Here is a 26321-nt window from a genome sequence, read left to right on the forward strand (position 1 = left end):
TGACCGGATGACTTTGGCGGCCGAGATTGCTAGAAGGCCGCACGCAACCGTTGCGCGGGGCAATCTTTCCCTCATGCCCTGCGCGGATATCCGGTCCGGAGTCTTGCATGAAGATCGTCGCCTGTAACAGCAACCTGCCCCTCGCGCAGGCCGTGGCGGAGGAGCTCCACCTCCCGCTGTGCAAGGTCACCGTCCGCCGGTTCGCCGATGCCGAGGTGTTCGTCGAAATTCACGAGAACGTGCGTGGCGAGGATGTCTTCGTCATCCAGAGCACCTGCTCCCCCACGAACGACAACCTCATGGAACTGCTCATCATGCTCGATGCGCTGCGCCGTGGGTCGGCGCGTCGTATCACGGCGGTGATGCCGTATTTCGGTTATGCCCGGCAGGACCGCAAATCCGGCCCCCGGACACCGATCAGTGCGAAGCTGGTTGCCAATCTTCTGGTCGAGGCCGGAGCGAACCGGATCCTGACGATGGATCTGCACGCGATGCAGATTCAGGGCTTCTTCGACATCCCCGTGGACAATCTCTACGCAGCGCCGCTGTTCGTGCGTGACATCCGCGCCCGTCTGCCGGGTGAGAGCCTGATGATCGTCTCGCCCGACGTGGGCGGCGTGGTGCGTGCCCGCCAGCTCGCGCAAAGGCTGAACACCGATCTCGCCATCATCGACAAGCGGCGTGAGCGGGCGGGCGTATCCGAGGTCATGAATGTAATTGGCGATGTCTCGGGACGGCATTGCGTGCTGGTGGACGACATCGTGGATTCCGGCGGCTCCCTGGTGAATGCGGCGGAAGCGTTGATCAGACGCGGTGCCGCGATGGTGGAAGCCTACGTGACCCATGGCGTCCTGACCGGCACGGCCGTCGAACGGATCGGCGCGTCTCCGATCACCATGCTGACCCTGACCGACAGCATCGCCAAGACGGAAGCCGTCCGCGCGGCGCACAACATCCGACAGATCAGCATCGCGAACCTGCTGGCCCGCGCCATGAGCGCGGTGGCCGACGAAAGCTCGGTTTCCTCGCTGTTCGACTGACGGCTGCCTGCGAAAGGGCGTCGTCCGGTCGTGGTCATATGCGAGCCGGTGCTGCCGGAGCGAAAATCCCAAGGAAGGCGCCGATTTTTCTCGAAAACTGGACCGTCCCTCATGAAGGCTGACTGCTTCCGCGAGATTCCCGTCACCCGGGAGCCCGTATTCGAGACCCCGGACGACGAAAAAGCCTATTGGCAGGCGAATCCGGACGTAGCCTCTTGTGGATTGCCCGCAGCACAGCATTACCGTGAGCATGGCCGGCACGAAGGTCGCCTGCAGGCGATCAATCAGGAACAGGTCGCCGAACTTCGTGAAAGGAAGCTCCGGAAAATTGCGTTCAGGGAGCAGCCCGTCACGCCCCGGCATCACGGAGCAGCCGCCAACTTCATTACGGACGCTATCCGGCAGGAATTTCATATCCCGCCGTTCCCGCCGATCTCGGCCCATAATTATGGCGGATATATATCGGGATTGCAGAAGGAGCATCCAGACTGGATGTTCCTGGACGTAGGTGCCGGCCTGCGGGACACCGTCAGCGACAGCATGGTGAACGCCGATATCTTCGATGCGCTCAGCACGGATGTCGTGTGTGTGGGGGAAAAACTGCCGTTCGAAGATGCGCAGTTCGACTTCGTATTATGTGCCGCGACACTGGAACATACGAAACGTCCTTGGGAAGTTGCGGCCGAGATCTGCCGTGTTCTGAAACCCGGTGGCATCGTGCGGATCGACTATCCGTTCCTGCAGCCCGTGCACGGATATCCATCGCATTATTTCAACGCGACTCCGGAAGGCAGTATCAGCCTTTTCGAGAAATGGTGTGAACTGCGCTACAGTATTGTGGAAAAGCATTTCCATCCCGTGCATTCGCTCCGATGGATGCTGAAGGAATGGAAGAACGGGTTGCCGAATGCGGCCGGGGACCGCTTCGGCGGCATGACCGTGAATGATTTCCTGAGCGGCGACATCTCGCATCTGCTGATGCAGGATGTCTGCACCGATCTGGATCCCGCCGTCGAAAAGGTGATCTGCTCGGGCACGACGCTGGAGGCGGTGAAGAAGTCCGGCGATCATTATTATGCCAGCGAGAGGGAAGAGCGCCTGGCCGAGGTGGCGCAACAGCGTGCACGGGACATCGACACCATCAGGTCGTCCACGTCGTGGAAAATCACGGCACCTCTGCGTGCCGCCATTGCGGCAATGCGGGCGATCCGTTCGCGAAAACACTGAAATCGCATTTATGCGCCCGGGTTCTGCAGGGCTCTGGACGCGGTGCGGCGGGGCGCTCCTCTCGGCATGAGTCGACCCGGGTGCGAGGCCGGCCAGGCAGTGCCCTCGCGTTGACCATCTGGGCCTGCTCCCTTTATGCCGGAGGCGACTGATCAACGAGGGACGGCACATGGCGCAGCTTCTGGCAAAGCCTTACTGGTATCTTCGCCACGGCGAGACCGACTGGAACAAGCAGGGGCTGAGCCAGGGGCGGACGGACATCGCACTGAACGAGACGGGGCTGGCCCAGGCCAGGAGCGCGGGCCTGCTTCTGGCGGAGCACTGGCGCGACGGGGCATTGCCCATCGCGCGGATTGTCTCCTCGCCGCTCTCCCGCGCTCTGGTGACGGCGGAAATCGCGCGCGATCAGATTGCAGCTCATGGTGGCCCCAGACTCGAGATCACGACAGACAGGGATCTTCAGGAAGTCTGTTTCGGCGAGCAGGAAGGCGAGCCGATGGGCAGCTGGTACGATCCGTGGATCGCAGGCGAGATGACTCCGGAGGGCGGCGAGAGCTTCGCCGAATTGCGTGATCGCGGCACCGCGGCGCTGAACCGCGCGCTGGCGGGCGAGGGTGTGCCGCTGGTTGTTTGCCATGGTGCCATGTTCCGCGCGCTGCGTTCGGCTATGGGGCTGCCCGCCAATGTGCGTCTCGCCAATGCCGCGCCGTTGCGCGTCACGCCGCCCGAAAACGGCCGGGGCTGGGAGATCGAAACCTTCTCCTGACTTGCGTTTGGCCTGCGTTTCCGCTAAGGCGCGCCCTTCGCGCAGGCACCCCTGGAGGCCTGCGCCGAACCAATCAGGAGCATACCGTGGCTAGTTTGACGACTCTCGAAGTCTCTTCGCGCGCGAAGGCTGGTAAGGGGGCAGCGCGCGCAACGAGACGTGCGGGTCTGGTTCCCGCCGTGATCTACGGCGCGAAGCAGGAACCCACCCTCATCTCGCTCGACCCGCGCCTCATCCACAAGGAGATGGTGCGTGGCGGCTGGAGCTCGCGCCTCTACGAACTCGGCACCGAAGGCGGCACGACGCGCGCGCTGATGCGTGACGTGCAGCTGCATCCGGTCTCGGACGCACCGGTGCATGTCGACTTCCAGCGCCTCGCGCCGGGCGAGAAGGTGCACGTCACCGTCTCGATCGCCTTCACGGGCGAAGAGAGCGCGCCGGGCATCAAGCGTGGCGGCGTGCTGAACGTCATCCGTCACTCGGTCGACGTCATGGTGGATGCGGAGCACATTCCGGAGTCATTCACGGTCGACCTTTCGTCGCTCGACATCCATGACAACGTGCGTTGGGACGATCTGAAGGGCACGGAGCACGCAACGCCCGTCCTGCAGATCCCGAACTTCGTCGTGGCCACCGTCGCGCCGCCGACGGTCGATGCCGAGATGGAAGCCGAGGCCGCTGCCAAGGCCGCTGCCGCCGCCGAGGCTGCCGCCGCCAAGCCGGGCGCCAAGAAGAAGTAAGGTGCGTGGTCCTGCTGCCGGTGCTTCGTGTGCCGGCGGCAGGGTCTGCCCGATTTGCACGAAAGACCGCTGAATGTTGCTCTGGACCGGCCTTGGCAATCCCGAGCCGGGAATGAGTCGCCAGCGGCATAATATCGGCTTCATGGCCGTCGATCGCATTGCCGAGCGCTATCGGTTCTCGCCTTGGCGCAAGCGCTTCAAGGGCGAGACGGCCGAAGGCACGATCGACGGTCACAAGGTCCTGCTGCTCAAGCCGATGACGTATATGAACGCATCCGGCGACGCCGTTCAGCAGGCCGTCCGCTTCTACAGGATCGACACCGGCGACATCGTGGCGTTCCACGACGAGCTGGATCTCGCGCCCGGTCGTGTCCGCGTCAAGCGCGGCGGCGGGGCTGCGGGTCACAACGGATTGCGGTCGATGGACCGGCAGCTGGGTACGCCCGACTATTGGCGCGTGCGTCTCGGGATCGGCCATCCAGGCCACAAGGACCGGGTGACCGGCCATGTGCTGGGTGATTTTGCAAAGGCCGAACAGGCCGATCTCGATCAATTGCTGGACGCCGTGGCCGATGCCGCACCGCTGCTGGCCGCGGGCCAGCCCGAACCATACATGACGAAAATAGCTTTGCTGCTCGGGGAGACGCGCTGATGGGTTTCAACTGCGGGATCGTCGGCCTGCCGAATGTCGGCAAGTCCACGTTGTTCAATGCGCTCACCGAGACGGCGGCCGCACAGGCCGCCAATTATCCGTTCTGCACGATCGAGCCCAATGTCGGCCGCGTCGCGGTGCCGGACGCGCGTCTCGATACGCTGGCCCGGATCGGCAAGTCGCAGAAGACGGTGCCGACCAGTCTCGAATTCGTCGATATCGCGGGCCTCGTGCGCGGCGCCTCGCGCGGGGAGGGCCTGGGCAACCAGTTCCTCGGCAATATCCGTGAGGTCGATGCGATCATCCACGTCCTGCGCTGCTTCGAGGATGGCGACATCACCCATGTCGAAGGCAGTGTCGATCCGGTGCGCGATGCGGAGATCATCGAGACCGAGCTGATGCTGGCCGATCTGGAATCGCTGGAAAAGCGGGAGCCGCAGCTTACCAAGCGTGCGCGCGGCAACGACCGCGAGGCGCAAGCGCAACTGGCGCTGATCGGACCGATCATGGAGGCCCTTCGCGAAGGGCGTCCGGCGCGTACCGGCGTGCCGAAGGGCGAAGAGAAGGCCGCCGAACGCCTGCAGCTCATGACCACCAAGCCGGTGCTCTATGTCTGCAACGTCGAGGAAGCATCGGCGGCGACCGGCAATGCGCATTCGGAGGCCGTTCGCCGCCGTGCGGAAGCGGAAGGGGCCGGTGTCGTCGTCGTGTCTGCGGCGATCGAGGCGGAAGTCAGCCAGCTGCCGCAGGAAGACCGTGCCGAGTTTCTCGACGGTCTCGGCCTGTCCGACAGCGGACTCGATCGCGTCATTGCGGCGGGCTATCGCCTGCTGGGCCTGCGCACTTACTTCACAGTGGGTCCGAAGGAAGCGCGCGCCTGGACCATCATTGCCGGCACGAAGGCGCCGCAGGCGGCGGCTGTCATTCACAACGATTTCGAGCGCGGCTTCATTGCCTGCGAAACCATCGCGTTCGACGATTACGTCGCCTGCGAGGGCGAGGCCCGGGCGAAGGAAACCGGCAAGCTGCGCATCGAAGGCAAGGAATACGTGGTGCAGGACGGTGACGTGCTGCTGTTCCGCTTCAACGTCTGATCTGTCGTCCGGCCTGAAGCCAGCCGGACACGGCGCCGTCACATGAGCGACGCCGGGTTGCGGGACCCGGCTTCGCGTGTCCTCCGTGCTGCGGCCTTTGCCGGTGCGCGGAGGACTTCGACCCGTGCATTGTCATGCGGCAGGGGTGCTCCGTGTTCGGCTGCATAGTGTTCGGCGAATACCTGACGTTCCAGCCGCTCGCAATAATCGAGATAGCGGATCAGGGCACCCTCGGCTCGGGGCGTCGGCCCATGAACGCGCTTGTAGTGTTGCCAGAGGATGAGGACGTTGACCGACCAGGCATCGTAGGCGTGTTCGGTCACGCGCTTTCGGACGCGTGGCGGAAGCTGATCGAAAGCGTCCCACGCATTGCCCTCGTAATGGCGCCATACCTGATGGCGCAACGTGCGTTCGTTCGATCTGTCGTGGGCAGCCATGCTGCTCTGCTTCTCCAGGACGGCGGTGTCGCGCCGAATGCGGCAGGCGCGGTCCAACAAGAAGAACGTTATAACATAGCACACAGAGGGCAGGAACCCGATGCGGACAGTTCGGCGTGATGGCGCTCGAGACGGGTCGCGCCCTGCTGCCGGACGAGTTAGCATCCTGCCATGCGCAAGATCCTGATCGCCTGCGACAGCTTCAAGGAAAGTCTCTCGGCCTTCGAGGTCAACGCGGCCATAGAAGACGGCTTTCGTCACGTCTTTCCCGACGCCCGTTACGTGCTGCTGCCGATGGCGGACGGGGGCGAGGGGACGGCCGCCATCCTGTCCCGCACGACGGGCGGCATGCTGCACACGCGATCCGTCAGGGGGCCACTGGGCGCACCCGTCGCCGCGCATTTCGGCGTACTGGGAGACGGACGCACGGCGGTCGTGGAACTCGCGGAAGCGGCGGGCCTTGCGTTGATCCCTGAGGTCGCTCGCGATCCGCTGCTGGCTTCGACATATGGGGTGGGCGAACTGATCAGCGCGGCGCTCGATCTCGGGTGCAATCGGATCATCCTGGCACTCGGCGGCAGCGCCACGAACGACGGGGGCGCTGGCATGGCCCAGGCGCTCGGCATTCGCTTTCATGATGCGGACGTCGTCGATCTTGCCCCGGGCGGCGTTCACCTGGCGACGTTGGCCGCGGTTGATCTCGAAACGCGCGACCGCCGTCTCGATGACGCCGTCATCGAAATCGCCTGTGATGTGCACAATCCACTTTGTGGCCCCGATGGCGCATCCGCAATCTTCGGCCCGCAGAAAGGCGCTACACCTGCGATGGTGAGAATGCTGGATGACGCGTTGATGCGTTTCTCCACGTGCCTTGAGACCGCGACCGGAGTGAATGTGCGGGATATGCCCGGCGGCGGTGCCGCAGGCGGCGCGGGTGCCGGAGGTGTTGCGTTACTGGGCGGTCGACTGCGGGCCGGAGTGGACATCGTGGCCGACACACTTGGCCTCGATGCACTACTGGACGGTGTGGACCTTGTCATCACGGGCGAAGGGCGACTGGATCATCAGACGATCCGCGGCAAGGTGCCGGTCGGGGTCGCGCGCCGGGCCAAGTCGCGCGGCATTCCGGTGATTGCGATTGCAGGTTCGCTGGGAACGGGATGCGATGAGGTGCATGCCCATGGGATCGACGCCGTGTTCGACGTCGTCCCGCGACCCGGAACGCTGGCCGATGCGCTGCGGGATGCGCGCGACAATCTCACGCGCACGGCCCGAAACGTGGCCGCGACCCTGGCAATCGGCGGCCGCTGATCGATCGTTGACCGATCAGTAGATCGGCATGCCGCCGTCGACAGGCAGCAAGGCGCCGCTGGTGTAGCTGTTGTTCGGATCGGCAAGGTAGACATAGGCGCCTGCAAGCTCCGCCGGCTGACCCGGTCGGCCCATCGGTGCCTGGGAGCCGAATTTCTTGTGTTCCTCGGCCGGCATGCCAGTCGCAATGAACGGCGTCCAGATCGGCCCGGGCAGCACGGCGTTCACCCGAATTCCCTGTTCGACCAGCGATCCTGCAAGCGAAACCGTGAAGTTCGCGATCGCGGCCTTGGTCATCGAATAGGGAATCAGGATCGGCATCGGCATCTTTGCATTCACCGACGACGTGTTGATGATCGAGGCGCCGGGCTTGAGATGCGGCAGCGCTGCCTTCGTGATGTAGAACATCGCATGGCAGTTGGTGTCGAAATGGCGACGCCACTCCTCGTCATCGATTTCAGTCAGGCTCTCGCGCGGATGCTGGAAGGCGGCGTTGTTGACCAGCGTGTCCAGTCGTCCGAATTCGGCCATCGTGCGCGCGACCAGCGCGCGACAATGGGCCGCGTCGCGGATATCGCCCGGCAGCAGCAGCACACGGCGGCCGACGCGCTCGATGCTGGCGGCGACATCACGCGCGTCCTCTTCCTCTGCCTCCAGATAGGCCAGAGCGATGTCCGAGCCTTCCTTTGCAAAAGCGATGGCGACGGCGCGGCCGATCCCGGAATCACCGCCCGTGATCAGCGAAACGTGGCCCGACAGGCGGCCGCTGCCGATATAGGTGTCCTCGCCGTAATTCGGCTCGGGACTCATGTCGCGTGAGAGGCCGGGGAAGTCCTGCGGCTGCGTTTCGAAAGGCGGCTGCGGATATCGGGTGCGTGGATCGGGGGTCTCGGCGGGCGGGCTCATGAAGAGGCCTTTCAGAATCGAAGGGTTTGATCTTCCCAACGACAGGCCCACGCTCAGGGTTTTCTTTCTGATTATGCCTTTGGCCGGACCTCAGGCTTCCTGAAGCAGGCGGACAAAACGCCCCATGTCCACATTGCCCCCTGACAGGATGATCCCGACACGCAGGCCCGAGACCTGAACCGCACCGGTCAATGCCGCCGCGGCGGCGAGGCAGCCGGTCGGCTCCACCACGATCTTCATGGTTCCCGCAAGGGCCCGCATCGTATCGACGAGCGCCGTATCCGGCACCGTCGCGATGGCGGAGACACGGTCCCGGATGATCGGAAAGGTCAGATCGCCGATGCGGGTCGTCTGCGCGCCGTCGGCGATCGTGCGCGGGACAGGGATCGTCTCGATCCGGCCTAGCGCCAGCGACCGTCGCATGTCGTCACCGGCCTGGGGTTCCACGCCCACGATGCGCGTCGCACGTGCGCGATCACCCATTCCGCTGCTCGCGGCAAGCGCCGAGCCGGACAGGAGCCCGCCGCCGCCCGCCGGCGCCAGAAGCAGGTCGAGCGGACCGGTTTCCTCGAGCAGTTCGAGCGCTGCCGTGCCCTGACCTGCGATGATGTCGGGATGATCAAACGGAGGCAGCAGGGCGTAGCCGCGCTCGTCGGCGATCGTCTGCGCGCGGGCCTCGCGGCTCTCAGTATAGCGGTCATAGAAAATGACCTGTGCCCCGTAGCCCTCCGTCGCACGGCGCTTCGTCTCCGGCGCATCGCGCGGCATGACGATGACGGCGGCAAGTCCTGCCTCGCGGGCCGCAAGGGCTACGGCCTGCGCATGATTGCCCGACGAATAGGCTACGATCCCGCGCACATGCCCCGGCAGGTTACGGACCGCATTGGTCGCGCCGCGAAACTTGAAGCTTCCGGTGCGCTGGAATGTCTCGGCCTTGAAGAACAGCGTCGCATCCACGCGCGCATCCACTCGGCGCGACGTCAGCACCGGTGTGCGATGAATGTGCGGAGCGATCCGGGCAGCGGCGTCGAGGACGTCGGAAAATTTCGGTATCGTCATGGATTGCATGATAGCTTGCGTGGGTTGGAGCGCAATGGAACCCGTGCCCGCATGCGGTGCGAAATCGGGCGTGCACAGCGGCCAGCCGGGACCGCCCTGGTGCTTGCCTGTGAGACGTCGCCCACCGGTTTCCCGGCCGGTTCGATCGAAATCTTTTGCGTGGAAAGCTCTTTTCCGCACGCCCGGAGACGGATGTCGGGCGGGTGGGTTGAGGGGGCATGACAGCCGCGGTGTGGGTGGGGTGGCTGGTGCAATTTGCCGTGTGGATTGCCCGGTGATCGTTGCCGGAACCGCGTCGGGCGGACATTGCGTCCGCGCGCGCGATAGCGCACGATCCGGGCCTCTTTGAAACCCGCGCGCCAGCAGGAGACGGACCATGGATGCCCACGCCCCCGCCGACATGTCGGTTGTGATCGGCCCGTCGCCGGCCGACATGCTGCGCGACCAGACGGCCCGTGCCCGACTGGCGGCCCGTGCTCTTGCGATCGCTCCCGAAGCCGTGCGCAATCAGGCGCTGAATGCAGCGGCAGCCGCGCTGCGCGCAGATCAGGATGCAATCCTTGCAGCCAATGCCCGGGATCTGGATGCCTATACGGGATCGGGAGCCTTCCGTGATCGGCTGATGCTCAATCCTGTGCGGATCGAGGCGATGGCGGCCGGGCTCGAGGCCATCACGCGCCTGCCCGATCCGCTGGGCCGGATCGAGCGCGAATGGGACCGTCCCAATGGTCTTCGCCTGCGCCGCGTTGCGGTGCCTGTGGGTGTGATCGGCATGATCTACGAGAGCCGCCCCAATGTCGGTGCCGATGCCGCGGGCCTGTGCATCAAGTCCGGCAATGCCGTGATCCTGCGCGGCGGTTCGGAGAGCGTGCATTCGGCGCGCGCGATCCAGTCGGCCATTGCGGAAGGTCTCGCCACGGCCGGATTGCCGCAGGACTGCGTGCAGAATGCGCCGACGGCCGATCGCGCCTTTGTCGGTGCGATGCTTCAGGCGGCAGGCGAGATCGATCTCATCATCCCGCGCGGCGGCAAGTCGCTGGTGGAACGCGTGCTGCGCGAGGCGCGCGTGCCGGTGCTCGCACATGCCGAAGGGCTCTGCCACACCTACATTCATGCGAGCGCCGATCCGGCGATGGCCCGTCGGGTGCTGGCGGATGCCAAGATGCGTCGGACCGGCATCTGTGGTGCGACGGAGACGCTGCTGATCGACGCGGAAATTGCGCCCGCGCTCCTGCCGGTGCTGGTGGAGGATCTGCGCGCGCTGGGATGCGATTTCGTGGCCGACGCGCGGTCGCGCGCCATCGTGCCGGATCTGGCGCCTGCATCGGATGCAGATTTCGCGACCGAATGGCTGGATGCGAAATTGTCGATCGCCGTGGTTGATGGTGTCGATGCGGCCCTCGTGCATATCGCGCGCTTCGGCAGTCTGCATACCGAGGCCATCGTGGCCGAGGATGCGCAGGCAGCAGAGACGTTTATCAACGGCTGCGGCAGCGCGGTCGTGATGTGGAATGCATCGACGCAGTTCTGTGACGGAGGCGAATTCGGCTTCGGTGCCGAAATCGGGATCGCGACAGGCAAACTGCATGCACGCGGGCCGGTGGGCCTCGAGCAGCTGACGACCTATCGCTACGAGGTGCGCGGAACGGGGCAGGTGCGCGGCTGAGTGCACGGTTGACGTGACGCGCGTCTTACCCGCTCACGGCGATGGACGCCGGGTGTCCGTCGGGCTTCTGGGCGGATCGTTCAATCCGGCCCATCGCGGACATCTCGATGTTGCGCGGCGGGCACTGGCGGATCTCGGTCTGGATGAGGTCTGGCTGCTGGTCTCGCCGGGCAATCCGCTGAAATCCCGGGATGGCATGGCGCCGTTCGCACAACGTCTGGAGAGTGCCCGCGCCCTGACCCGCGATCCGCGCATCATCGCAACCGACATCGAGGCGCGTCTTGGTCAGCGTTATACGGTGCGGACGGTTGCCCTCCTGAAGCGGCGTTTCCCGCGTGTCCGCTTCGTATGGCTGATGGGGGCCGACGGCCTCGTGCAGTTTCCGCGCTGGCGGCGCTGGCGACGGATCGCACATCTCGTCCCGATCGCGGTCCTGCCCAGGCCGGGCTTCACCATGAAGGCGCTGCATGGCGCGGCCGCCAGCGTTTTGCGGCATGGGCGCGTCCCCGATGCGGCGGCGCGGCGTCTTGCCGCGCTGGGCGGTGGCCATTGGGCTTTCCTTCCGGGCCCGCAAGACGGTATATCCGCGACTGAACTGCGGGCACGCGCTGCCCGCGCCTGACATCATTCTCCACCGGAGTGTTCGTATCATCGCCAGAACGCCGTCCGATCCGCAGGCCAAGCCGCGCCGTCCGGGTGCCAAGACCGCCCGCAAGTCGCCCGAGCCCGTCCTCGCCGAAGCCGCAAAGGCGCCCGGCACACCGCGCAAGAAGGCGGCCGCTGCCGGCCCCCGTCGGCGCAAGCCCGCCGAGCGGGAGCCCGCCCTGCCGGAAGTGCTCGACCAGCATCTTGCCCTGATCCAGGACAGCCTCGCCGACGACAAGGCCGAGGATATCGTCGTGCTGGACCTGACGGGACGCGCGACGTTCGCGGACCGCATGGTCATCGCGACCGGTCTCGCGGACCGGCAGATCGCCGCGATGGCGCAGCACCTCGAGCGCAAGCTGAACGAGGTGGGCGTAAAGCGCGTCCTTATCGAAGGTGCGAACGGATCCGACTGGGTTCTGCTCGATACCGGCGACATCGTCGTGCATCTGTTCAAGCCGGACAGCCGCGTGCTTTACGGCCTCGAGCGGATGTGGGGCGCGGATCTGGACGCGGCCGATGAGGCGGATGCAGAACCCGACGCGCCCTGACGGCGTGTCGGTTCCGGCTCGTCACGCGCGCCCGTGATACGGATTGCCGCGATCGGCCGAATGAAGTCCGGCCCGGAGCGCGAGCTGTTCGATCGCTACGCCGTGCGTGTGCGGCCGAAGCTTGATCTCGTCGAAATCCCCGATGCCCGTGGCGCCGTCGCCGAAGTGCGGCGTCGCGAAAGCGCCGCCCTGCTGGCGGCCTGTCCGGACAATGCCATCGTAGTGGCGCTGGACGAGGGCGGCCGGACGCCTGACAGCATGGCATTCGCTGGGTTGCTTGACCGATGGATCGAGGCGGCGCGGCCACTGTGTTTCCTGATCGGCGGTGCGGAAGGTATGGATGCGAGCGTGATTGCGCGCGCTGACGCCACGCTCTCGCTCGGGCCCATGACATGGCCGCACATGATGGTCCGCGTCATGCTGGCCGAGCAGCTCTATCGCGCGCGGGCGATCAGCGCCGGACACCCCTATCATCGCGCCGCCCGGCCTCAGGACTGAGGGCATCCTGCCAAGGGAGCCAATTGCCGCCATTTGACGTGGATCAAGGAATCGCGAGCATCGAGCCCGTATCGTAGGGGCACGTCATTCAGCCGAATGACGGAAATGGGATTGCCCTGCGGTGTCTTTTCGTCCTTCGTCTTCGTCCTTCCGAACGTGCGGGCTTCTGGCCGGCGTTGCATTGTCGTTCGGGCTGGTTCACCCGGCCTGCGCCCAGTCCGACGACGACCGCGAACTCGCCGCCATCAAGGCCCAGATGCGCCATCTCGAGGCCGAGGTGCAGGCGATCGAACGACGCCACGTTCAACGAGGATCTCCGCGGGGCCATGGCGCGGGACAGACGGCGGCGGCCGTGCCCGCCGTTGCGGGCGCCAGACGAAGCGCGGTCGCCGCCGCCACCGCGCAGCCGCCGCCTGACGTTCTGGATGTCCAGCAGGGTCTGGCGGGCCGCACTCCGCCTGCAGGCTGGGCACCCACCCGTACGCCGATTCCAACGGGGCCGCTCCAGTTTGCATCCTCCGTGCCGCATACCGCGGCCTCCAGCATGGACCTGACGTCATCCAGTCCACTGGCCATTACCCAGACCGCCGTGGACCAGCTTCCGCCGATCTTCAGTATCGGGAACGTCTCGGTCCGTCTGGGCGGCTTTATCGACTTTTCGAATATCTGGCGCAGCTCGAACATGACGAGCGGGCCTGCGACGGCCTGGAACAATTTTCCCTACGCCAACAGTCCCAATCATGGCCTTGATGAAGAGCGCATGTCCGCGCAGCTCAGTCGCTTCTCGGTGTTGCTCGAGAGCAATCCGACCAGGGCCGTGCGTCTGCAGGCCTATGTCGAGACCGATTTCGGTGGGTCGGCCGGAACCACGAACAGTGTTCAGATCAGCGGCTATACCCCGCGCCTGCGCCAGGGCTATTTCACCTTCACGAACAAGGACTGGGGCGTCCATCTCCTGATGGGGCAGGCGTGGAGCCTTGCGACGAACTACGCCAAGGGCATCGTCCCGCGTCAGGAACAGCTGCCGCCCGTGACGGACAACAACCAGATTCCGGGCATCACCTTCACGCGGGTTCCGCAGATCCGGCTCGGCAAGGACTGGGGGAAGAAATACTGGCTCGGCCTTTCGATCGAGGATCCGCAGGCGACCGTTGCGTTCTCCTCCGCGCTGTCGTCGGGCGGGACGCTGCCGGCAGCCTACGGACAGACTGCAGGCACGCGGGTGTATTATGAAAACACGGGGGGCGTTCTTCTGAATCCCAATTCGGAATATACCTACAACCCGGCGCCCGATGTCATTTTGAAGGGCGCGGTCGATACGTCGTTCGGGCATTACGAAGTGTTCGGCATGGGGCGCTGGTTTCGCTCGCTCGCCATGCTGCCGGGCGCCACGACGACACGAAAAAGCACGACTTTCGGCGGTGGCGTGGGTGGCGGCATGACATTGCCGATCACGTCCAAGGTGCAGCTGACCGGCAATGTGCTTGCCGGTCAGGGTATCGGGCGCTACGGCCCCTCGCTGCTGCCGGACACGACGTTTAAATCCAACGGATCCCTGACGCCGGTCCCGGAAATCATGGGATCGCTGGGCGTCATCGGGCATCCGACGAAATCGGTGCTGGTCTACAGCTATGGTGGCGTCGAGAGTGCGTCACGGCGGACCTACACTGGTGCGAACGGCGCGCAATATGGCTATGGCGTCGAAGACCAGAATCTTGGCGGCTGCGATGTCGAATTCGGCACCTGCAACGCCCAGACGCGCACGCTTGCCGCGTTCACGACCGGCGGCTGGTGGCACTTTCTGGACGGTCACTACGGCAGCCTCATGGGCGGCCTGCAATACACCTATATCCGGAAATTTGCCTTCCGCGGCAATGACGGTGAAGGAGACAGCGTCTACCCGCAGACGAGTGGCAACACCGTCTACGTGACCTTCCGATATTTCCCTTTCCAGCAATGACCGAAGGTTTCTTCGTTCAAAGGAGCATGCACATGTCCTATACTGTCGGCACCTACCTTGCCGAGCGCCTGTCCCAGATTGGCCTCAAGCATCACTTCGCGGTCGCAGGCGACTACAACCTCGTCCTGCTCGACCAGCTTCTGAAAAATCCGTCTTGCGAACAGGTCTATTGCTGCAACGAGCTGAACTGCGGCTTCGCGGCTGAAGGTTATGCGCGCGCCAACGGAGCCGCCGCAGCGGTCGTGACTTTCAATGTCGGTGCGTTCTCGGCCCTGAATGCGATCGGCGGCGCGAACGCGGAAAACCTGCCCGTCATCCTGATTTCCGGTTCTCCCAACTCCAACGATTATGGAAGCGGGCATATCCTGCACCACACGATCGGTATTCCGGATTACAATTATCAGCTCGAAATCGCGGAAAAGCTCACCTGCGCTGCCGTTTCGATCACGTCGGCTCATGACGCGCCGGAGAAGATCGACCATGTGATCCGCACGGCCCTGCGCGAGAAAAAGCCCGGCTATATCGAAATCGCCTGCAACGTCTCGGGTCAGCCCTGCGCGGCGCCTGGGCCGATCAGCGCGGTCACCGGTCATGTGCCGAGCGATCGGGCAACGCTGCAGGCTGCGATCAAGGCGGTTGCAGCTTTCGTGGACGCACATGAAAAGCCTGCGCTGCTGATCGGCAGCAAGACACGGGCCGCCGGGGCGGAAGAGGCATCGGTCAAGCTTGCCGATGCACTGGGCTGTGTTGTGGCGACCATGGGGGCTGCGAAGAGCTTCTTCCCCGAAGATCATCCGAACTATGTCGGCACGTTCTGGGGAAGTGCGAGCTCGGCCGGCGTGCGCGAGATCTTCGACTGGACCGACAGCATCATTGCGGTCGCCCCGATCTTCAACGACTACTCGACCGAAGGATGGACCGCGTGGCCGAAGGGCCCAAACGTGGCACTCCTCGACAAAAACGTCGTGAAAGTCGGTGATCAGAGCTTCGACAATATCGCGTTGGCCGATCTGCTCGAAGGGCTTGCCGCCCATTATGCCGAGAAGCCGAAAAAGGATGCAACCGTCGTCGAGTTCGGCCGGATCCACGGCACGTCCGGCCCGGCAGACGCCCATGTTGCCCAGAAAAAATCCGAAATCGCGCGGACGGCCGCCGAGACGAAACTGACCCGCGCCGACATCCAGTCCGCAGTGCAAGGCCTCGTGACGCCCGAGACGACCATCTTCGCCGAGACCGGAGACAGCTGGTTCAACGTCATGCGCATGAAGCTGCCGCGCGGAGCGCGCGTGGAGCTTGAAATGCAGTGGGGTCATATCGGCTGGTCGGTGCCATCCATGTTCGGTTACGCCGTAGGCAGCCCGGAGCGTCGTCATATCCTGATGGTGGGCGATGGCTCGTTCCAGCTCACCGCGCAGGAAGTCGCCCAGATGACGCGCCGCAAGCTGCCGGTCATCATCTTCCTCATCAACAATGCGGGCTACACGATCGAGGTCGAGATCCACGACGGTCCATACAACAACATCAAGAACTGGGACTACGCGGCCGTCATCGAGGGCTTCAATGCGCAGGACGGGAAGGGGCGCGGCCTGCGCGCAACCACCCCGGCCGAGCTTGAGGCGGCAGTAAAGACGGCGCTCGGCAATACCGAGGGGCCGACACTGATCGAATGTGTCATCCCGCGTGACGACTGCACGAGCGAGCTGATCTCCTGGGGTCGCCACGTTGCGGCCGCGAATGCACGACCGCCCGCGCAATAAGCCGCAGCCACGGCCATGCGGGTGAACCGCATGGCCGTGGCGCCACCCCGAACCCGAGCGGAGCCACCATGTCGGCCTCGAATACCAATGTCAGCCCGATGCGGCAGACGACCCCGGCCAACGCCCAGGCCTCCCAGCCGCAGACCCTGCAGCCGCTCTACGTGCTGTCATGGTTCCTGTGCGCACTGTTCTATTTCTATCAATATGCGATCCGGTCGGCTCCCGGCATCATGCAGGATGAACTGACCCAGGCATGGGGCAACAGCCATCTCGGACTGATGATCGCGTCCTACTACATCGTCTATGCGCTCATGGCGCTTGCGATCGGCGTGCTGCTCGATCGTTATGGCGCCCATACGACGATGCCGGTCGGGATCGCGGTGACAGCCGCCGGATGCCTCATCTTTGCTCAAGGCAGTGTTGCGGCGGGTATCGGCGGATACATCATCCAGGCCGTCGGCGCGATCGGTGCGTTCGTCGGGTCGTCCTACGTTGCGGCGCGCTATCTGCCGGCCCGGACACTCGCTCTCTTCGTCGGATTGACGCAGTGCCTCGGCATGGCAGGCGCTGCATTCGGCTCCAAGCCGACCCGTATCCTGATCGACCCGAAGGGGGCGTTCCATGTGCCGTGGCAGACCGTCTGGCTGGGCTTCGGCGTCATCGGTCTCGTGCTGGCCGTTGCGGTCTGGTTCATCATGCCGCGTGATTCGGGCGACAGCGCCGGGCATCATGGTCATCTGACCATCGGCAATCTGCTGAAGCCTTTCCGGATCATCTTTTCCAATCCTCAGAGCTGGTATGCCGGGATCATCGGCGGCCTGCTGTTCGTGCCGACGACAATCGGTGCGCTGGGCTGGGGTGCCTCCATGCTCAGTCGCGGCGAGCATACCACCATGGCCTTCGCCGCATCGGACGTCTCGATGGTGCCGATCGGCTGGGTGATCGGCTGTCCGCTGCTGGGGTGGATCTCCGACAGGATCGGTCGGCGCAAGCCCGTGATGCTGGGCGGTGCGGTAGTCCTGCTGGCGGCGTCGCTCTGCGCGCTCTACGTGCCGGTCGGCGTGATGCCGCGCTATTCGGTGGCGCTCGTCATGGGTATCGCATCAGGCGCTGCCATGATTCCGTTCTCGACCATGAAGGAAGTCAATCCGCCGGAGGTCAAGGGAACGGCTGCGGGCGTGATGAATTTCCTCGTCTTCGGGACGACCGGGATTCTGTCTCCCATGGTGTCGACCCTGATGGGCGGAGGCGCCGATACGATGGAATCCTTCCACCGGGCCTTCCTGCCGCTCGTGATCGGCATCGTCGTTGCAATCTGCCTGTGTTTCGTCGTGCGCGAGACGGGCTGGAAAGCCCAGCGTACCTGACGCCGGGTTGCGCCCCGGCCCGATATCGGGCCGGGGCGTCCGCCTCGATCAGTTGTCGACCAGCTGCCAGGCGCCGTTGACCTTCTTGAGATTCAGGTTCGCCGTGTGCGTGCCCTTCTTCGTGGTCGCCGTGACCGCGCAGGAATAGACGGCATTGTCTTTCGACGTGCAGTCGGCGTTGCTGATGTCGAGATCGGCGGGATCATACGGACCGCTGAACAGCCCCAGCGTGTTGGCCGATGCCTTCTCGTTCTGCGCCTGCATGTAGTTCTGGACGACCTGCTTGATATCGGCCTTGGTCGGCGCGCCCATCTGGCCGCATGCCGCAAGACCCAATGCCGTCGCAAATGCCATGGCACTCAGCGGACGAGCCAGGCGAGAAAAAATGATCATGATGTGAATGCCCCGGAAATAACGGATCGAGGCCGTCAGAACGTGCCGTATCCGATTTGGTTCGTCCTGCCTTTTCAAGGGGTCGTTAGTAGCGGACGCGCATGGCGGGCGGACGACGTGCCAGCCCGGGACCATGCGCACATGGCTGACATGCGCCGCATATAATTGACACATTATGACGCGAATTGTCTTCTTCTGAGAACAGTGTAGTCAATTCAGAGACGATGTTCGGGTCGCGGCAAGAAGATGCGTGATCCGGCGCGATGGAGGAAGCATGCGGCTTCTGGCGGTCCATCCAAGCGCGCTGATGTATACACGTGTATTCCTGCGGCTGGAGCCTCTCGGCCTGGAACTCGTTGCCGGAGCGGCGCGACAGGCCGGACACGACGTCCGGATCATCGATCTCCAGGTCGAGACGCATCGCGATTTTCGCGTCCTGCTCGCGGATTTCAGTCCGGACGCGATCTGTTTTTCCGGCAACTACCTCGCAAATGTCCCCGAGATCGTCGACCTTGCGAAAGAGACGAAGCTCCTATGCCCGAAAAGCTTCGTAGTCGTCGGCGGACACTCGGTTTCGTTCATCGCGCAGGACGTCATGGGTCTGGCCGACGGGGCGATCGACTGCATCCTGCGCGGTGAGGGGGATGCAACCGTAGCGCTGTTGCTGAACGCCGTCGAAAGTGGTGCAAACCTGCTCGACGTGCCCGGCGTCATCACGGCGGATGGGGACGGGCCGCCTCCCATCTTCGTCAAAAGCCTCGATGATGTCCGACCTGCACGTGATCTTCTGAGGCACAGAAACAAATATTTCATCGGCACGCTCGATCCGGCTGCATCGATCGAGTTTGCCAGAGGGTGTCCGTGGGACTGCACCTTCTGCAGTGCCTGGACCTTTTACGGTCGGTCCTATCGTACGGCGGATCCGATGGTGATCGCCGACGAACTGGCGGCGATCAAGGAACCTGGAATCTTTATCGTCGATGACGTGGCCTTCGTACATTCGGAACACGGCATGGCGATCGCGCATGAAATCAAGCGGCGCGGCATACGGAAGGAATACTATCTCGAGACCCGCGCCGACGTGTTGCTGCGCAACAAGGAGGTCTTTCGCGTCTGGAAAGAAATCGGCCTGAGCTATATTTTTATCGGAATGGAAGCGGTTGACGAGGAGGGGCTCAAGCAGTTTCGCAAGCGCGTCTCGCTTGATGCGAATTTCGAGGCGCTCGAATATGCCCGATCGTTGGGCCTCATCGTCGCAATCAACATCATCGCCGATCCGTCGTGGACGCGCGCGCGTTTCGAGGCCGTCCGGCAGTGGTGCCTCGAAATTCCGGACATCGTGAATATATCCGTGACAACGCCTTATCCCGGCACTGAGATCTGGCACAGCGAAGTGCGCCGGCTGACCACGCGGGACTACCGCCTGTTCGACATCCAGCACGCCGTGTTGCCGACGACCCTGCCGCTTGCGGAATTCTACGAGGAACTGGTCAAGACCCAGCAGGTGCTCAACATGAAGCACATGGGCCGGCAGGCGCTACGGGACACGGCCGGGATCGCGGGACGCCTCCTGCTGCGAGGTCAGACCAATTTCCTCAAGATGCTCTGGAAATTCAATTCGGTCTTCAATCCGAAACTCCAGATGGCCGATCACGCCCGCACCCCGCGCTATGAAATGCCGATCCAGCCGGACGCCATCGCCAAGGTCGATCGGCGTGCGCTCTACGTCCACCAGCCGGCCGGGCGCCGCTCGCGCAGGATCGACGATGCAACGGAGCACTTCGTGGACAAGACGCGCATGGGCGCGGGTTGAAGCGGCCATCAGACGGGGCTGCAAAGCGCTCCTGCGAGCTGCGGGACTCGAACCCGCACGTTCATTCGAACTCGAGATTTTAAGTCTCGTGCGTCTACCATTCCGCCAAGCTCGCACAGCAGGGGCCGGTGGTTTGCTACCACGCGAGACCGGCGGCGCAAATGGTATCTCAGGCAATCCTGAGCAGCGTGGCCCCCTCGCGTTTCAGCCAGCGCTCGGCAGCGTGGCGACGCGGCGCATAGCGATCGACGAGCGTCCAGAACGCCGCGCTATGGTCGAAGTGGCGCAGATGCGCGAGTTCGTGGACGATGACGTAATCCTGCACCTCGACCGGTGCCATGACGAGCCGCCAGCTCAGCATGATCCGGCCGTCTCTCGTGCAGCTGCCCCATCGCGACCGTGTATCGCGCAGGTCGAGGCGGGCTGGCGTCAGACCCATGTCGCCGGCCCGTGCGCGCAGCCGCGCACCCAGGCGAGGCCTTGCCTCCGCGCGAAGAAAATCCATGACCCTGCGGGGCAGGAAGGCCACGTCACCACTGACGTTGAGGATTTCATCCTCGCGCCATACCCCCCGGCGCGCATCCGGCACGGCACGAATGACAAGCGGGGCACCCTCGAGCGGCACTGTCTCGCCATCAGCCAGTCGCGGACTGTGGGCAAGCGTGCTCAGGCCGCGTTCGACCCATGCCGCATTCTGATGCAGCCAGGCCAGGCCGCTGGCCTCGCTCGCCTTGGGCGGCAGCGTGATGATGACGGTCGCGGTGCGCGGCTCCAGCCGCAGCGAAATCCGGCGTGCCCGGGGATGACGGCGCCAGGCGATCGAAACAGCCGTTCCGGCCATGCCCGCGTCCGGCCGCGGCATGCCGCTCAGGCCCGGCGCGGGCCGCGATGGCGGCGCACGGTGGGCTGCGCATGAGGGCGGGCGGCAGGCCAGGCGCCCGGCCATCCCACGACATGGTCTTCCAGCGGACCCGCCCGGCGCTCGCTGATTACGCGGTCACGCACCGAAGCGCCTGCATCATGTACGCTCCGGGGATCGCCACTGACCAGCGGATGCCAGTCCGGCAGGTCATGTCCTTCCTTCAACAGCCGGTAGGCGCAGCTCGGCGGCAGCCAGTCGATCTCGTCCAGCAGATCGGGCGTCAGGGCAACGCAGTCGGGCACCTTGCGGAAGCGTCCGGCATAATCGCTGCATTGGCACGAGTGCGTGTCGAGCAGGCGGCACGACACGTCCGTCCAGGCGAGTTCGTCGGTCTCGTCGTCGCGCAGCTTGTGCAGGCAGCAGCGACCGCAGCCATCGCACAATGATTCCCATTCGGCGCGGCTCATGTCGGCCAGCGCGGTCGTCTTCCAGAAAGGCCGTTCGTCAGTCATCGCGTGTGAGTGATGACAGGGCCGGGCAAATGCAAGTCGCCCAGGACCGTTCCGCCCAATCCCGCTACCAGAGCCAGGACCGCGCCCAGCAGGACCGGCGCGCCGTATGCCGGCCACCACAGGAGGCGCGCCCGGGCACGGGCGTCGGCGCCAAGTCCCGCTGCCGCACGTCGGAGATTTGGCGCAAGGCGCGCGCGTGCATGCAGGGGCGCCACCAACGCGAGCGGCGCAAGACACAGGCCTCGCAGCAGGGCCCGTCCCCACTCGGAGGATACATGGACCTCGGGCACCCACCACAGCGCGGTCGCCAGACCGGGCAACAGCAGCAGCAGGACAAGGCCGCGCGCCATGTCGTCCGAAAGCATACGCAGGAGCGGCCAGAGCATCAGTGATGTCAGGGCAGTGCCGCAGAGCGAGATCAGGGTCGCAAGCAGGATGGACATGATCCGGTTCTCAGGGCCCGGCATCCGGCCCGAGCCAGGCACGGAAACGGGTCTGAAGCGATGAGAGATGCGCCTGCCAGAAATCGTCGTTGACCGGCAATGCCGGAATGCCTGTCAGAGGCGCCTGGCGCGAATCGTCATAATGCGGTGCATCGTTGCGCAGGACGGTTGCGATCCCCGTGGCCTGTCCCGGCGCGACGCCGCGGGGAATTGCCCAGAAGACGCCATCACGCAGGCTCTGGCGCCACTGCGCCACGAAGCCGGGCGCTGGCCGACCCGTTGGTGCATGAGCATCGGCGACGACAATCTCGGCGGCCGGCGCGCTCGTCATCAGGGCTGCCCCGTTCTGCATGATCGACGCCGCATCCTGCGGCGTATGCCACCACACGATATAGGGGCGCAGCAGGTCGAGCCTGCGAAGCGCACGGGAGACACCATCGTCGGTGGCGAGCACGCCGTAGACGTCCTGCGGTGCCACGCCATCGGACATGAGGGCGATCTCGAGTGTCGAACGCGGATCCGCGCGCAGGCCACGCTTGCCCGGATGACGCGCGACATCCCAGAACGCACCCCAGTCGATAGCGGCCTCCGGCGTGTCGTGCAGACGGGAGCGGTCCCAGGCAAGAACGACGTCCATCTGGCCGCTGTCATAGCCGCAGCGGTGCAGACCCGTGAGGTTCTGTCCCGGCTGGGGACTGCGGACCTGCACCAGCCCCTCGGCGCAGGCTTCGGCGAGCGTCGTCGCATCCAGCTGCACGGCAGCCCACGGCGGCGTACGGTCGCCGGTGTGTTTGCGCAGCGTCTCGATCGTGCCGTCCCAGTCGCGCAACGCATACGGAGCGTGCGGCGCCGGCTGGATCGCGCCGGACTCGAGGGCCGCGGGAAGGGTTGCAAACACCATGCGGGGCGGCGGCGGCACGCGGCGATGACGTGCGTGTGCCGTGGGCGTGCCGATGTGAGTGAACCAGTGCGCGATACGATGCGGCAGCGAGTCCGTGGCTGCCGCTGGCGTCGGAGCCGAGGCCAGCCACACACCGCACACGACGGCGCCGACTGCGCGAGCAAGTGTCGCGCGTCGGCTCTGGGGACGGGTCTGTCGGGACGGGCGAGGGGAGCTGCACGGCATGGGGAAGCCGCACTAATACATATCGGGGCGCATGGGGAAAGCGGTTGCATGGCCGGCCGCCCACGCCAACTGTGCGGGCGCGCCCGGTTTCAGGCCGGCATGAAGTTGCAGCGGAGCCCGGCGCACCTCGACATCGACGCCGTCCGCCAGCCGAAAACGCAGGCGCACGTGGTCGCCAAGATGCATGCTGTCCTGAAGCACCGCCGTGATTGGCGCATCGTCTTCATCGAGGGCGAAGGCCGCCGCCCCAAAGACGGGCGAAATGCGGTCCGGCCGCACGCACAAAATGCACAGGCCATCGCTCTCAAGCCCGTCGGAGGCCATCGCTTCCGCCACGCCCCCGCTTGGCAGACGCACCCGGGCCACGTCGTCGTCGATGCTCAATACGCGACCGGGCATCGCATTCGCGTCGCCGAACAGGGTCGCGACACGGTCATCCGCTGGGCGATCGAACAATCCCGATGCGGGCGCGCATTGCAGTAGATGGGCACCGGAAAACAACGCGATCGGCGCGCCGCAGCGCAAGGCCGTCTCACGGTCCGTCGTGGCCAGGACGAGATGCTGGGAAAGCGCCTGCCCGAGCATCGTGACCAGGCCCTGCGCCTGACGCTGCAGCGACGGTGAAAGGCCCGCAAACGGGTCGTCGAGCAGAAGGATGCGCGGGGCGCGGACGACGGCGCGTGCCAGCGCCACCCGCAGGCGCCCCAGGGTATCGAGACGGTCGACTCTCATCGCCTCAAGACCGTCCAGCCCCATCAGGGCCGACGCCTTGCGACATGCCGCCTCCACGGCCCCCTTCGCGTCGCCCCGGGCACGGGCGGCGAATGCGATGTTCTCGCCCACGCTCAGATGCGCAAACAGCGGATCGCGCGCGCTCACGAGACAGACAGGTCGATTTTCCGGCAGATGCCGGCTGATGTCCGTGCCATCCACATTGATCATGCCGTCGGCAACCGGCCGATGTCCCGCAAGTGCATCGAGCAGGGTCGACAGGATCGCCGGGTCGTCGCCCAGCAGGCACAGCGTCGTGGACGCGGTGTCACGTGTCGGAAGCATCAGCGACACGGGTGGATGGTCGGCTGTCAGACGCAGGTCGGTTACTGACAGCACGGGGACGAGGGGTGCCTTCATCGGGGGTATGTAACGGTGCCGGCGAAGGCAGGACCGGGACAGGAAAAGCGGGGCATGAAACCTCGGGCGGTTCAGTAACGTTTCAGACGAACGTGTCAGAACGTTCTCTGATAACGCCTCTGCCCCGCAGGTTCGAGCCCGCGTGGACAGGGACCAACGAACAGACACATGATACAGGAGGTTTTCATATGGGACGAGGCACCGTGAAGGACGCAACGACTGCGGCCGCGGATTCCACACAGGCACAGATCGACAGTCTTCGTGACCAGGTCCAGCGCCTTCTGACCGAAACCATCAGCCCGGCACTGATCGACGCGGCCGATCGCGCGGACCATGCCGTTGCCAATGCGCGTCAAATAACCGATCATCAGGTCGATAACGTTTCAACGCGCGTGCGTGCGCAACCGATCCTGGCCATCCTGATTTCGAGCGTGGTCGGGTTCCTGGCCGGTCGTTTCTCGAAGTAAGCCTGCACCGGTTCCGCCCGGGGCAATGCGTATGCGCGCCATAAGAAAGGCGCCCGGTTCCCCGGGTGGAAGTCTACTGTAATGAAGGTTACCGAACTCGGCCAATCCGTCCTTGAGGCGCAGGGCAAGATCCTGCAGCGCATGGCGCTGCGCATCGGCCGTCAGGTGGCCTATCTTGTCGTTGCGGCCGTGTTCGGTTTCTTTGCGATCATCAGCGGACACGGTCTGCTCTGGGCGCTGTTCGTCGATGCGTTCCATCTGTCCCATCTGTCTGCCGCAGCCATCGTCTTCGGCATCGACCTGCTGTTCGCAGTGATTTTCGTGCTGCTGGGACGGCGTACAATCCCCGATCCCGTCGAGATCGACGCGCGGATCCGCCGTGACCGGAAGATGGCCGCCTTCAAGCAGGCCGTCACGATCTCCGCTTTCACAAGCATTCTGCTCGGCCCTGTTGGCCGCTTTACCGGGCGTGCCGCGGGCAGCGGTCTGAAGAACATCTTCTCCCGCCGCTGAGGCACTTCCTCGCGCCTGATCTGCATTCTGCGCATACCAAACGCGCGCGTAATAACTCCGCAACAGGCGTAGCCAGCCCGGAACCGACAGCGTAAGACCATGGAGCCGCTCCTGTTTCGGTTCGGGCGGCTGTTGGGCGTCGGGAGACTATGAACAGCGCGAGACACAAGGTGGGTGTGGGTGCGTATCGAGGCGCATACCTGATCCCGTCGTGGCAGTTTGATGATTTCGGAACGCATCACCGATGCTGACTGAGGTCCATATTGCCGGCATTCTGATCGCGCCGATCGCGGTCTATGCCTTTGTCGCGGTTATCGTCACCCTGATGCTCCGGTTCGTGTTGTGGTCCACCGGGATCCTCAACCTGTTCTGGCACCGTGCCCTGTTCGAGGTTGCGCTCTACAGCTGTGTGCTCTGTCTCCTGGTGCTGTATGTCTGAAACCTCACTGGCGCAGATCGGCACGTCATGCTGATCGACTTCCTTCGAAATTCGATGCGCGTCCTGCTGACGCTGGCGGTCGTCGGTATCGCCGGCTGGCTGGGGCTGGCCTTGTGGGACGCCTACATGATCTCGCCGTGGACGCGAGACGGTCGTGTGCGTGTTTATGTCGTCGATACGGCGCCCGAAGTGGCCGGCACCGTCGTCCGCGTGCCTGTCCGCGACAACCAGTACGTGCATCGCGGTGACCCGCTGTTCCAGCTTGACCCGGTGCGGTTCCGTCTCGCGATCGCCGAGGCGCAGGCGCGCCTGGCTGGCGCGCGTGAGGATCTGATGCTTCGCCGGAGCGACGCAAAACGCCGCGAAGGTCTTGGCGGCGCGGTCTCGGCGGAAGAACAGGAAGTCTTCAACTCCAATGCTGCCACCCAGGAAGCGGCCGTCGCCGCGGCGCAGGCCAGCCTCGATGTGGCAAAGCTGAACCTGCAGCGCTCGATCGTGTATTCGCCGGTCAACGGCTACGTCACGAACCTGAACCTGCGCGTCGGTGACTATGCGACTGCCGGTCAGGCCCGCCTTGCCGTGATCGATGCCGACAGCTTCTGGATCTACGCCTACTTCGAAGAGACGAAGATGTGGGGCGTGCATGTCAACGACGTCGCCCGCGTCAAGCTGATGGGCTATCGCGACATCATTCCCGGTCATGTCATCAGCATCGCGCGCGGCATCAACGACCAGAACGGCGTGTCCGACCGGCTTGGCCTGCAGGACGTGAGCCCGATCTTCACCTGGGTTCGTCTTGCGCAGCGTATCCCTGTTCGCATTCATCTCGACCGCGTGCCTCCCGATGTGACGCTGGCCGCCGGCATGACCTGCACGGTAACCGTCGGTCCCACATCGATCGGACGCCGGGGACGGCTGATCACCTGGCTGCAAGATCATCTCTGAC

28 protein-coding genes and 1 tRNA gene are annotated in these 26321 nt (G+C 64.5%); 19 read left to right on the top strand and 10 right to left on the bottom strand.

The features are described 5' to 3' along the window. The first annotated feature begins 107 nt into the window (after positions 1-107). The 6 genes from B8446_RS00805 to ychF all read left to right on the top strand — a co-directional run bounded on the left by B8446_RS00805 (position 108) and on the right by ychF (position 5519). Positions 108-1040 (top strand): ribose-phosphate pyrophosphokinase, encoded by a 933-nt coding sequence (locus tag B8446_RS00805; RefSeq protein ID WP_048846228.1) that lies wholly within the window; start codon positions 108-110, stop codon positions 1038-1040. 111 nt (positions 1041-1151) lie between these two features. After that, entirely contained in the window at positions 1152-2267 is a 1116-nt protein-coding gene (locus B8446_RS00810) for a class I SAM-dependent methyltransferase (RefSeq protein ID WP_048846230.1), read from the top strand. Between the two features lie 169 nt (positions 2268-2436). Further along, entirely contained in the window at positions 2437-3033 is a 597-nt protein-coding gene (locus B8446_RS00815) for a histidine phosphatase family protein (RefSeq protein ID WP_048846232.1), read from the top strand. A gap of 86 nt (positions 3034-3119) precedes the next feature. Then, positions 3120-3773: a 50S ribosomal protein L25/general stress protein Ctc gene (locus B8446_RS00820; protein WP_048846233.1), complete on the top strand. Its 654-nt coding sequence runs from the start codon at positions 3120-3122 to the stop codon at positions 3771-3773. 73 nt (positions 3774-3846) lie between these two features. Next, positions 3847-4425 (top strand): aminoacyl-tRNA hydrolase, encoded by a 579-nt coding sequence (gene pth, locus B8446_RS00825; RefSeq protein ID WP_048846234.1) that lies wholly within the window; start codon positions 3847-3849, stop codon positions 4423-4425. Next, a complete protein-coding gene (ychF, locus tag B8446_RS00830) occupies positions 4425-5519 on the top strand; it encodes a redox-regulated ATPase YchF (RefSeq protein WP_048846236.1) in 1095 nt (364 codons plus the stop codon). Before pth ends, ychF begins: the two co-directional genes overlap by 1 nt. Positions 5520-5557: 38 nt before the next feature. Here ychF and B8446_RS00835 read toward each other — a convergent pair whose 3' ends face one another. Beyond that, positions 5558-5956, bottom strand: a complete 399-nt coding sequence (locus tag B8446_RS00835; protein ID WP_048846359.1) for a DUF6525 family protein — start codon at positions 5954-5956, stop codon at positions 5558-5560. A gap of 171 nt (positions 5957-6127) precedes the next feature. On the opposite strand from B8446_RS00835, the gene B8446_RS00840 reads away from it, so the two are divergent. Continuing rightward, complete coding sequence (locus B8446_RS00840) at positions 6128-7267, top strand: glycerate kinase (RefSeq protein ID WP_048846237.1); 1140 nt, start codon at positions 6128-6130, stop codon at positions 7265-7267. 15 nt (positions 7268-7282) lie between these two features. On the opposite strand, the gene B8446_RS00845 is transcribed toward B8446_RS00840, so the two are convergent. After that, positions 7283-8173 (bottom strand): SDR family oxidoreductase, encoded by an 891-nt coding sequence (locus tag B8446_RS00845; RefSeq protein WP_048846239.1) that lies wholly within the window; start codon positions 8171-8173, stop codon positions 7283-7285. Positions 8174-8263: 90 nt separating this feature from the next. Next, a complete protein-coding gene (locus tag B8446_RS00850) occupies positions 8264-9232 on the bottom strand; it encodes a threo-3-hydroxy-L-aspartate ammonia-lyase (RefSeq protein WP_241767567.1) in 969 nt (322 codons plus the stop codon). Between the two features lie 376 nt (positions 9233-9608). Here B8446_RS00850 and B8446_RS00855 point away from each other — a divergent pair, with 376 nt between their 5' ends. The 7 genes from B8446_RS00855 to B8446_RS00885 all read left to right on the top strand — a co-directional run bounded on the left by B8446_RS00855 (position 9609) and on the right by B8446_RS00885 (position 17676). Then, positions 9609-10898 carry a glutamate-5-semialdehyde dehydrogenase gene (locus B8446_RS00855; protein WP_048846243.1) on the top strand — a complete coding sequence of 430 codons (1290 nt, stop codon included), beginning with the start codon at positions 9609-9611 and terminating at the stop codon, positions 10896-10898. A gap of 13 nt (positions 10899-10911) precedes the next feature. Continuing rightward, positions 10912-11520, top strand: coding sequence for a nicotinate-nucleotide adenylyltransferase (locus tag B8446_RS00860; protein WP_048846361.1), 609 nt, complete (start codon positions 10912-10914; stop codon positions 11518-11520). A 4-nt stretch (positions 11521-11524) separates the two neighbouring features. Beyond that, on the top strand, positions 11525-12094 hold the full coding sequence (gene rsfS, locus B8446_RS00865; protein ID WP_373277083.1) for a ribosome silencing factor: 570 nt from the start codon (positions 11525-11527) through the stop codon (positions 12092-12094). A gap of 36 nt (positions 12095-12130) precedes the next feature. After that, complete coding sequence (locus tag B8446_RS00870) at positions 12131-12592, top strand: 23S rRNA (pseudouridine(1915)-N(3))-methyltransferase RlmH (RefSeq protein ID WP_048846366.1); 462 nt, start codon at positions 12131-12133, stop codon at positions 12590-12592. A gap of 121 nt (positions 12593-12713) precedes the next feature. Continuing rightward, positions 12714-14552, top strand: coding sequence for a hypothetical protein (locus tag B8446_RS00875; protein ID WP_048846245.1), 1839 nt, complete (start codon positions 12714-12716; stop codon positions 14550-14552). A 32-nt stretch (positions 14553-14584) separates the two neighbouring features. Further along, on the top strand, positions 14585-16309 hold the full coding sequence (locus B8446_RS00880; RefSeq protein ID WP_048846368.1) for an alpha-keto acid decarboxylase family protein: 1725 nt from the start codon (positions 14585-14587) through the stop codon (positions 16307-16309). 68 nt (positions 16310-16377) lie between these two features. Next, positions 16378-17676 (top strand): MFS transporter, encoded by a 1299-nt coding sequence (locus B8446_RS00885; protein ID WP_199484019.1) that lies wholly within the window; start codon positions 16378-16380, stop codon positions 17674-17676. A 48-nt stretch (positions 17677-17724) separates the two neighbouring features. Here the strand turns inward: B8446_RS00885 and B8446_RS00890 are convergent, their stop codons facing one another. Beyond that, positions 17725-18069, bottom strand: a complete 345-nt coding sequence (locus B8446_RS00890; protein ID WP_048846373.1) for a hypothetical protein — start codon at positions 18067-18069, stop codon at positions 17725-17727. A 274-nt stretch (positions 18070-18343) separates the two neighbouring features. Between B8446_RS00890 and hpnR the strand changes: the two genes are divergently transcribed. Next, positions 18344-19882 (top strand): hopanoid C-3 methylase HpnR, encoded by a 1539-nt coding sequence (hpnR, locus tag B8446_RS00895; protein ID WP_048846246.1) that lies wholly within the window; start codon positions 18344-18346, stop codon positions 19880-19882. Between the two features lie 32 nt (positions 19883-19914). On the opposite strand, the gene B8446_RS00900 is transcribed toward hpnR, so the two are convergent. The 6 genes from B8446_RS00900 to B8446_RS00925 all read right to left on the bottom strand — a co-directional run bounded on the left by B8446_RS00900 (position 19915) and on the right by B8446_RS00925 (position 23956). Beyond that, positions 19915-19997, bottom strand: a tRNA-Leu gene (locus B8446_RS00900). A 54-nt stretch (positions 19998-20051) separates the two neighbouring features. Further along, positions 20052-20744: a M48 family metallopeptidase gene (locus B8446_RS00905; protein ID WP_148505779.1), complete on the bottom strand. Its 693-nt coding sequence runs from the start codon at positions 20742-20744 to the stop codon at positions 20052-20054. Between the two features lie 5 nt (positions 20745-20749). Then, positions 20750-21256 carry a YcgN family cysteine cluster protein gene (locus B8446_RS00910; protein ID WP_048846248.1) on the bottom strand — a complete coding sequence of 169 codons (507 nt, stop codon included), beginning with the start codon at positions 21254-21256 and terminating at the stop codon, positions 20750-20752. Continuing rightward, positions 21253-21699: a hypothetical protein gene (locus B8446_RS00915; RefSeq protein ID WP_048846250.1), complete on the bottom strand. Its 447-nt coding sequence runs from the start codon at positions 21697-21699 to the stop codon at positions 21253-21255. The genes B8446_RS00910 and B8446_RS00915 overlap by 4 nt, the downstream gene beginning before the upstream one ends. A gap of 10 nt (positions 21700-21709) precedes the next feature. After that, complete coding sequence (locus B8446_RS00920) at positions 21710-22825, bottom strand: extracellular solute-binding protein (protein WP_084711946.1); 1116 nt, start codon at positions 22823-22825, stop codon at positions 21710-21712. A gap of 12 nt (positions 22826-22837) precedes the next feature. Beyond that, positions 22838-23956: an ABC transporter ATP-binding protein gene (locus B8446_RS00925; RefSeq protein ID WP_084711947.1), complete on the bottom strand. Its 1119-nt coding sequence runs from the start codon at positions 23954-23956 to the stop codon at positions 22838-22840. A gap of 188 nt (positions 23957-24144) precedes the next feature. Here B8446_RS00925 and B8446_RS00930 point away from each other — a divergent pair, with 188 nt between their 5' ends. The 4 genes from B8446_RS00930 to B8446_RS00945 all read left to right on the top strand — a co-directional run bounded on the left by B8446_RS00930 (position 24145) and on the right by B8446_RS00945 (position 26320). Further along, positions 24145-24423 carry a hypothetical protein gene (locus tag B8446_RS00930; RefSeq protein ID WP_048846254.1) on the top strand — a complete coding sequence of 93 codons (279 nt, stop codon included), beginning with the start codon at positions 24145-24147 and terminating at the stop codon, positions 24421-24423. An 81-nt stretch (positions 24424-24504) separates the two neighbouring features. Continuing rightward, a complete protein-coding gene (locus B8446_RS00935; RefSeq protein ID WP_048846256.1) occupies positions 24505-24936 on the top strand; it encodes a phage holin family protein in 432 nt (143 codons plus the stop codon). Positions 24937-25180: 244 nt separating this feature from the next. Then, positions 25181-25375, top strand: coding sequence for a DUF1656 domain-containing protein (locus B8446_RS00940; RefSeq protein WP_048846258.1), 195 nt, complete (start codon positions 25181-25183; stop codon positions 25373-25375). 27 nt (positions 25376-25402) lie between these two features. Beyond that, entirely contained in the window at positions 25403-26320 is a 918-nt protein-coding gene (locus B8446_RS00945; RefSeq protein WP_048846261.1) for an efflux RND transporter periplasmic adaptor subunit, read from the top strand. Position 26321 lies beyond the last annotated feature (1 nt).

This window comes from Tanticharoenia sakaeratensis NBRC 103193 (assembly GCF_000963885.1).
GTDB classification, from domain to species: domain Bacteria; phylum Pseudomonadota; class Alphaproteobacteria; order Acetobacterales; family Acetobacteraceae; genus Tanticharoenia; species Tanticharoenia sakaeratensis.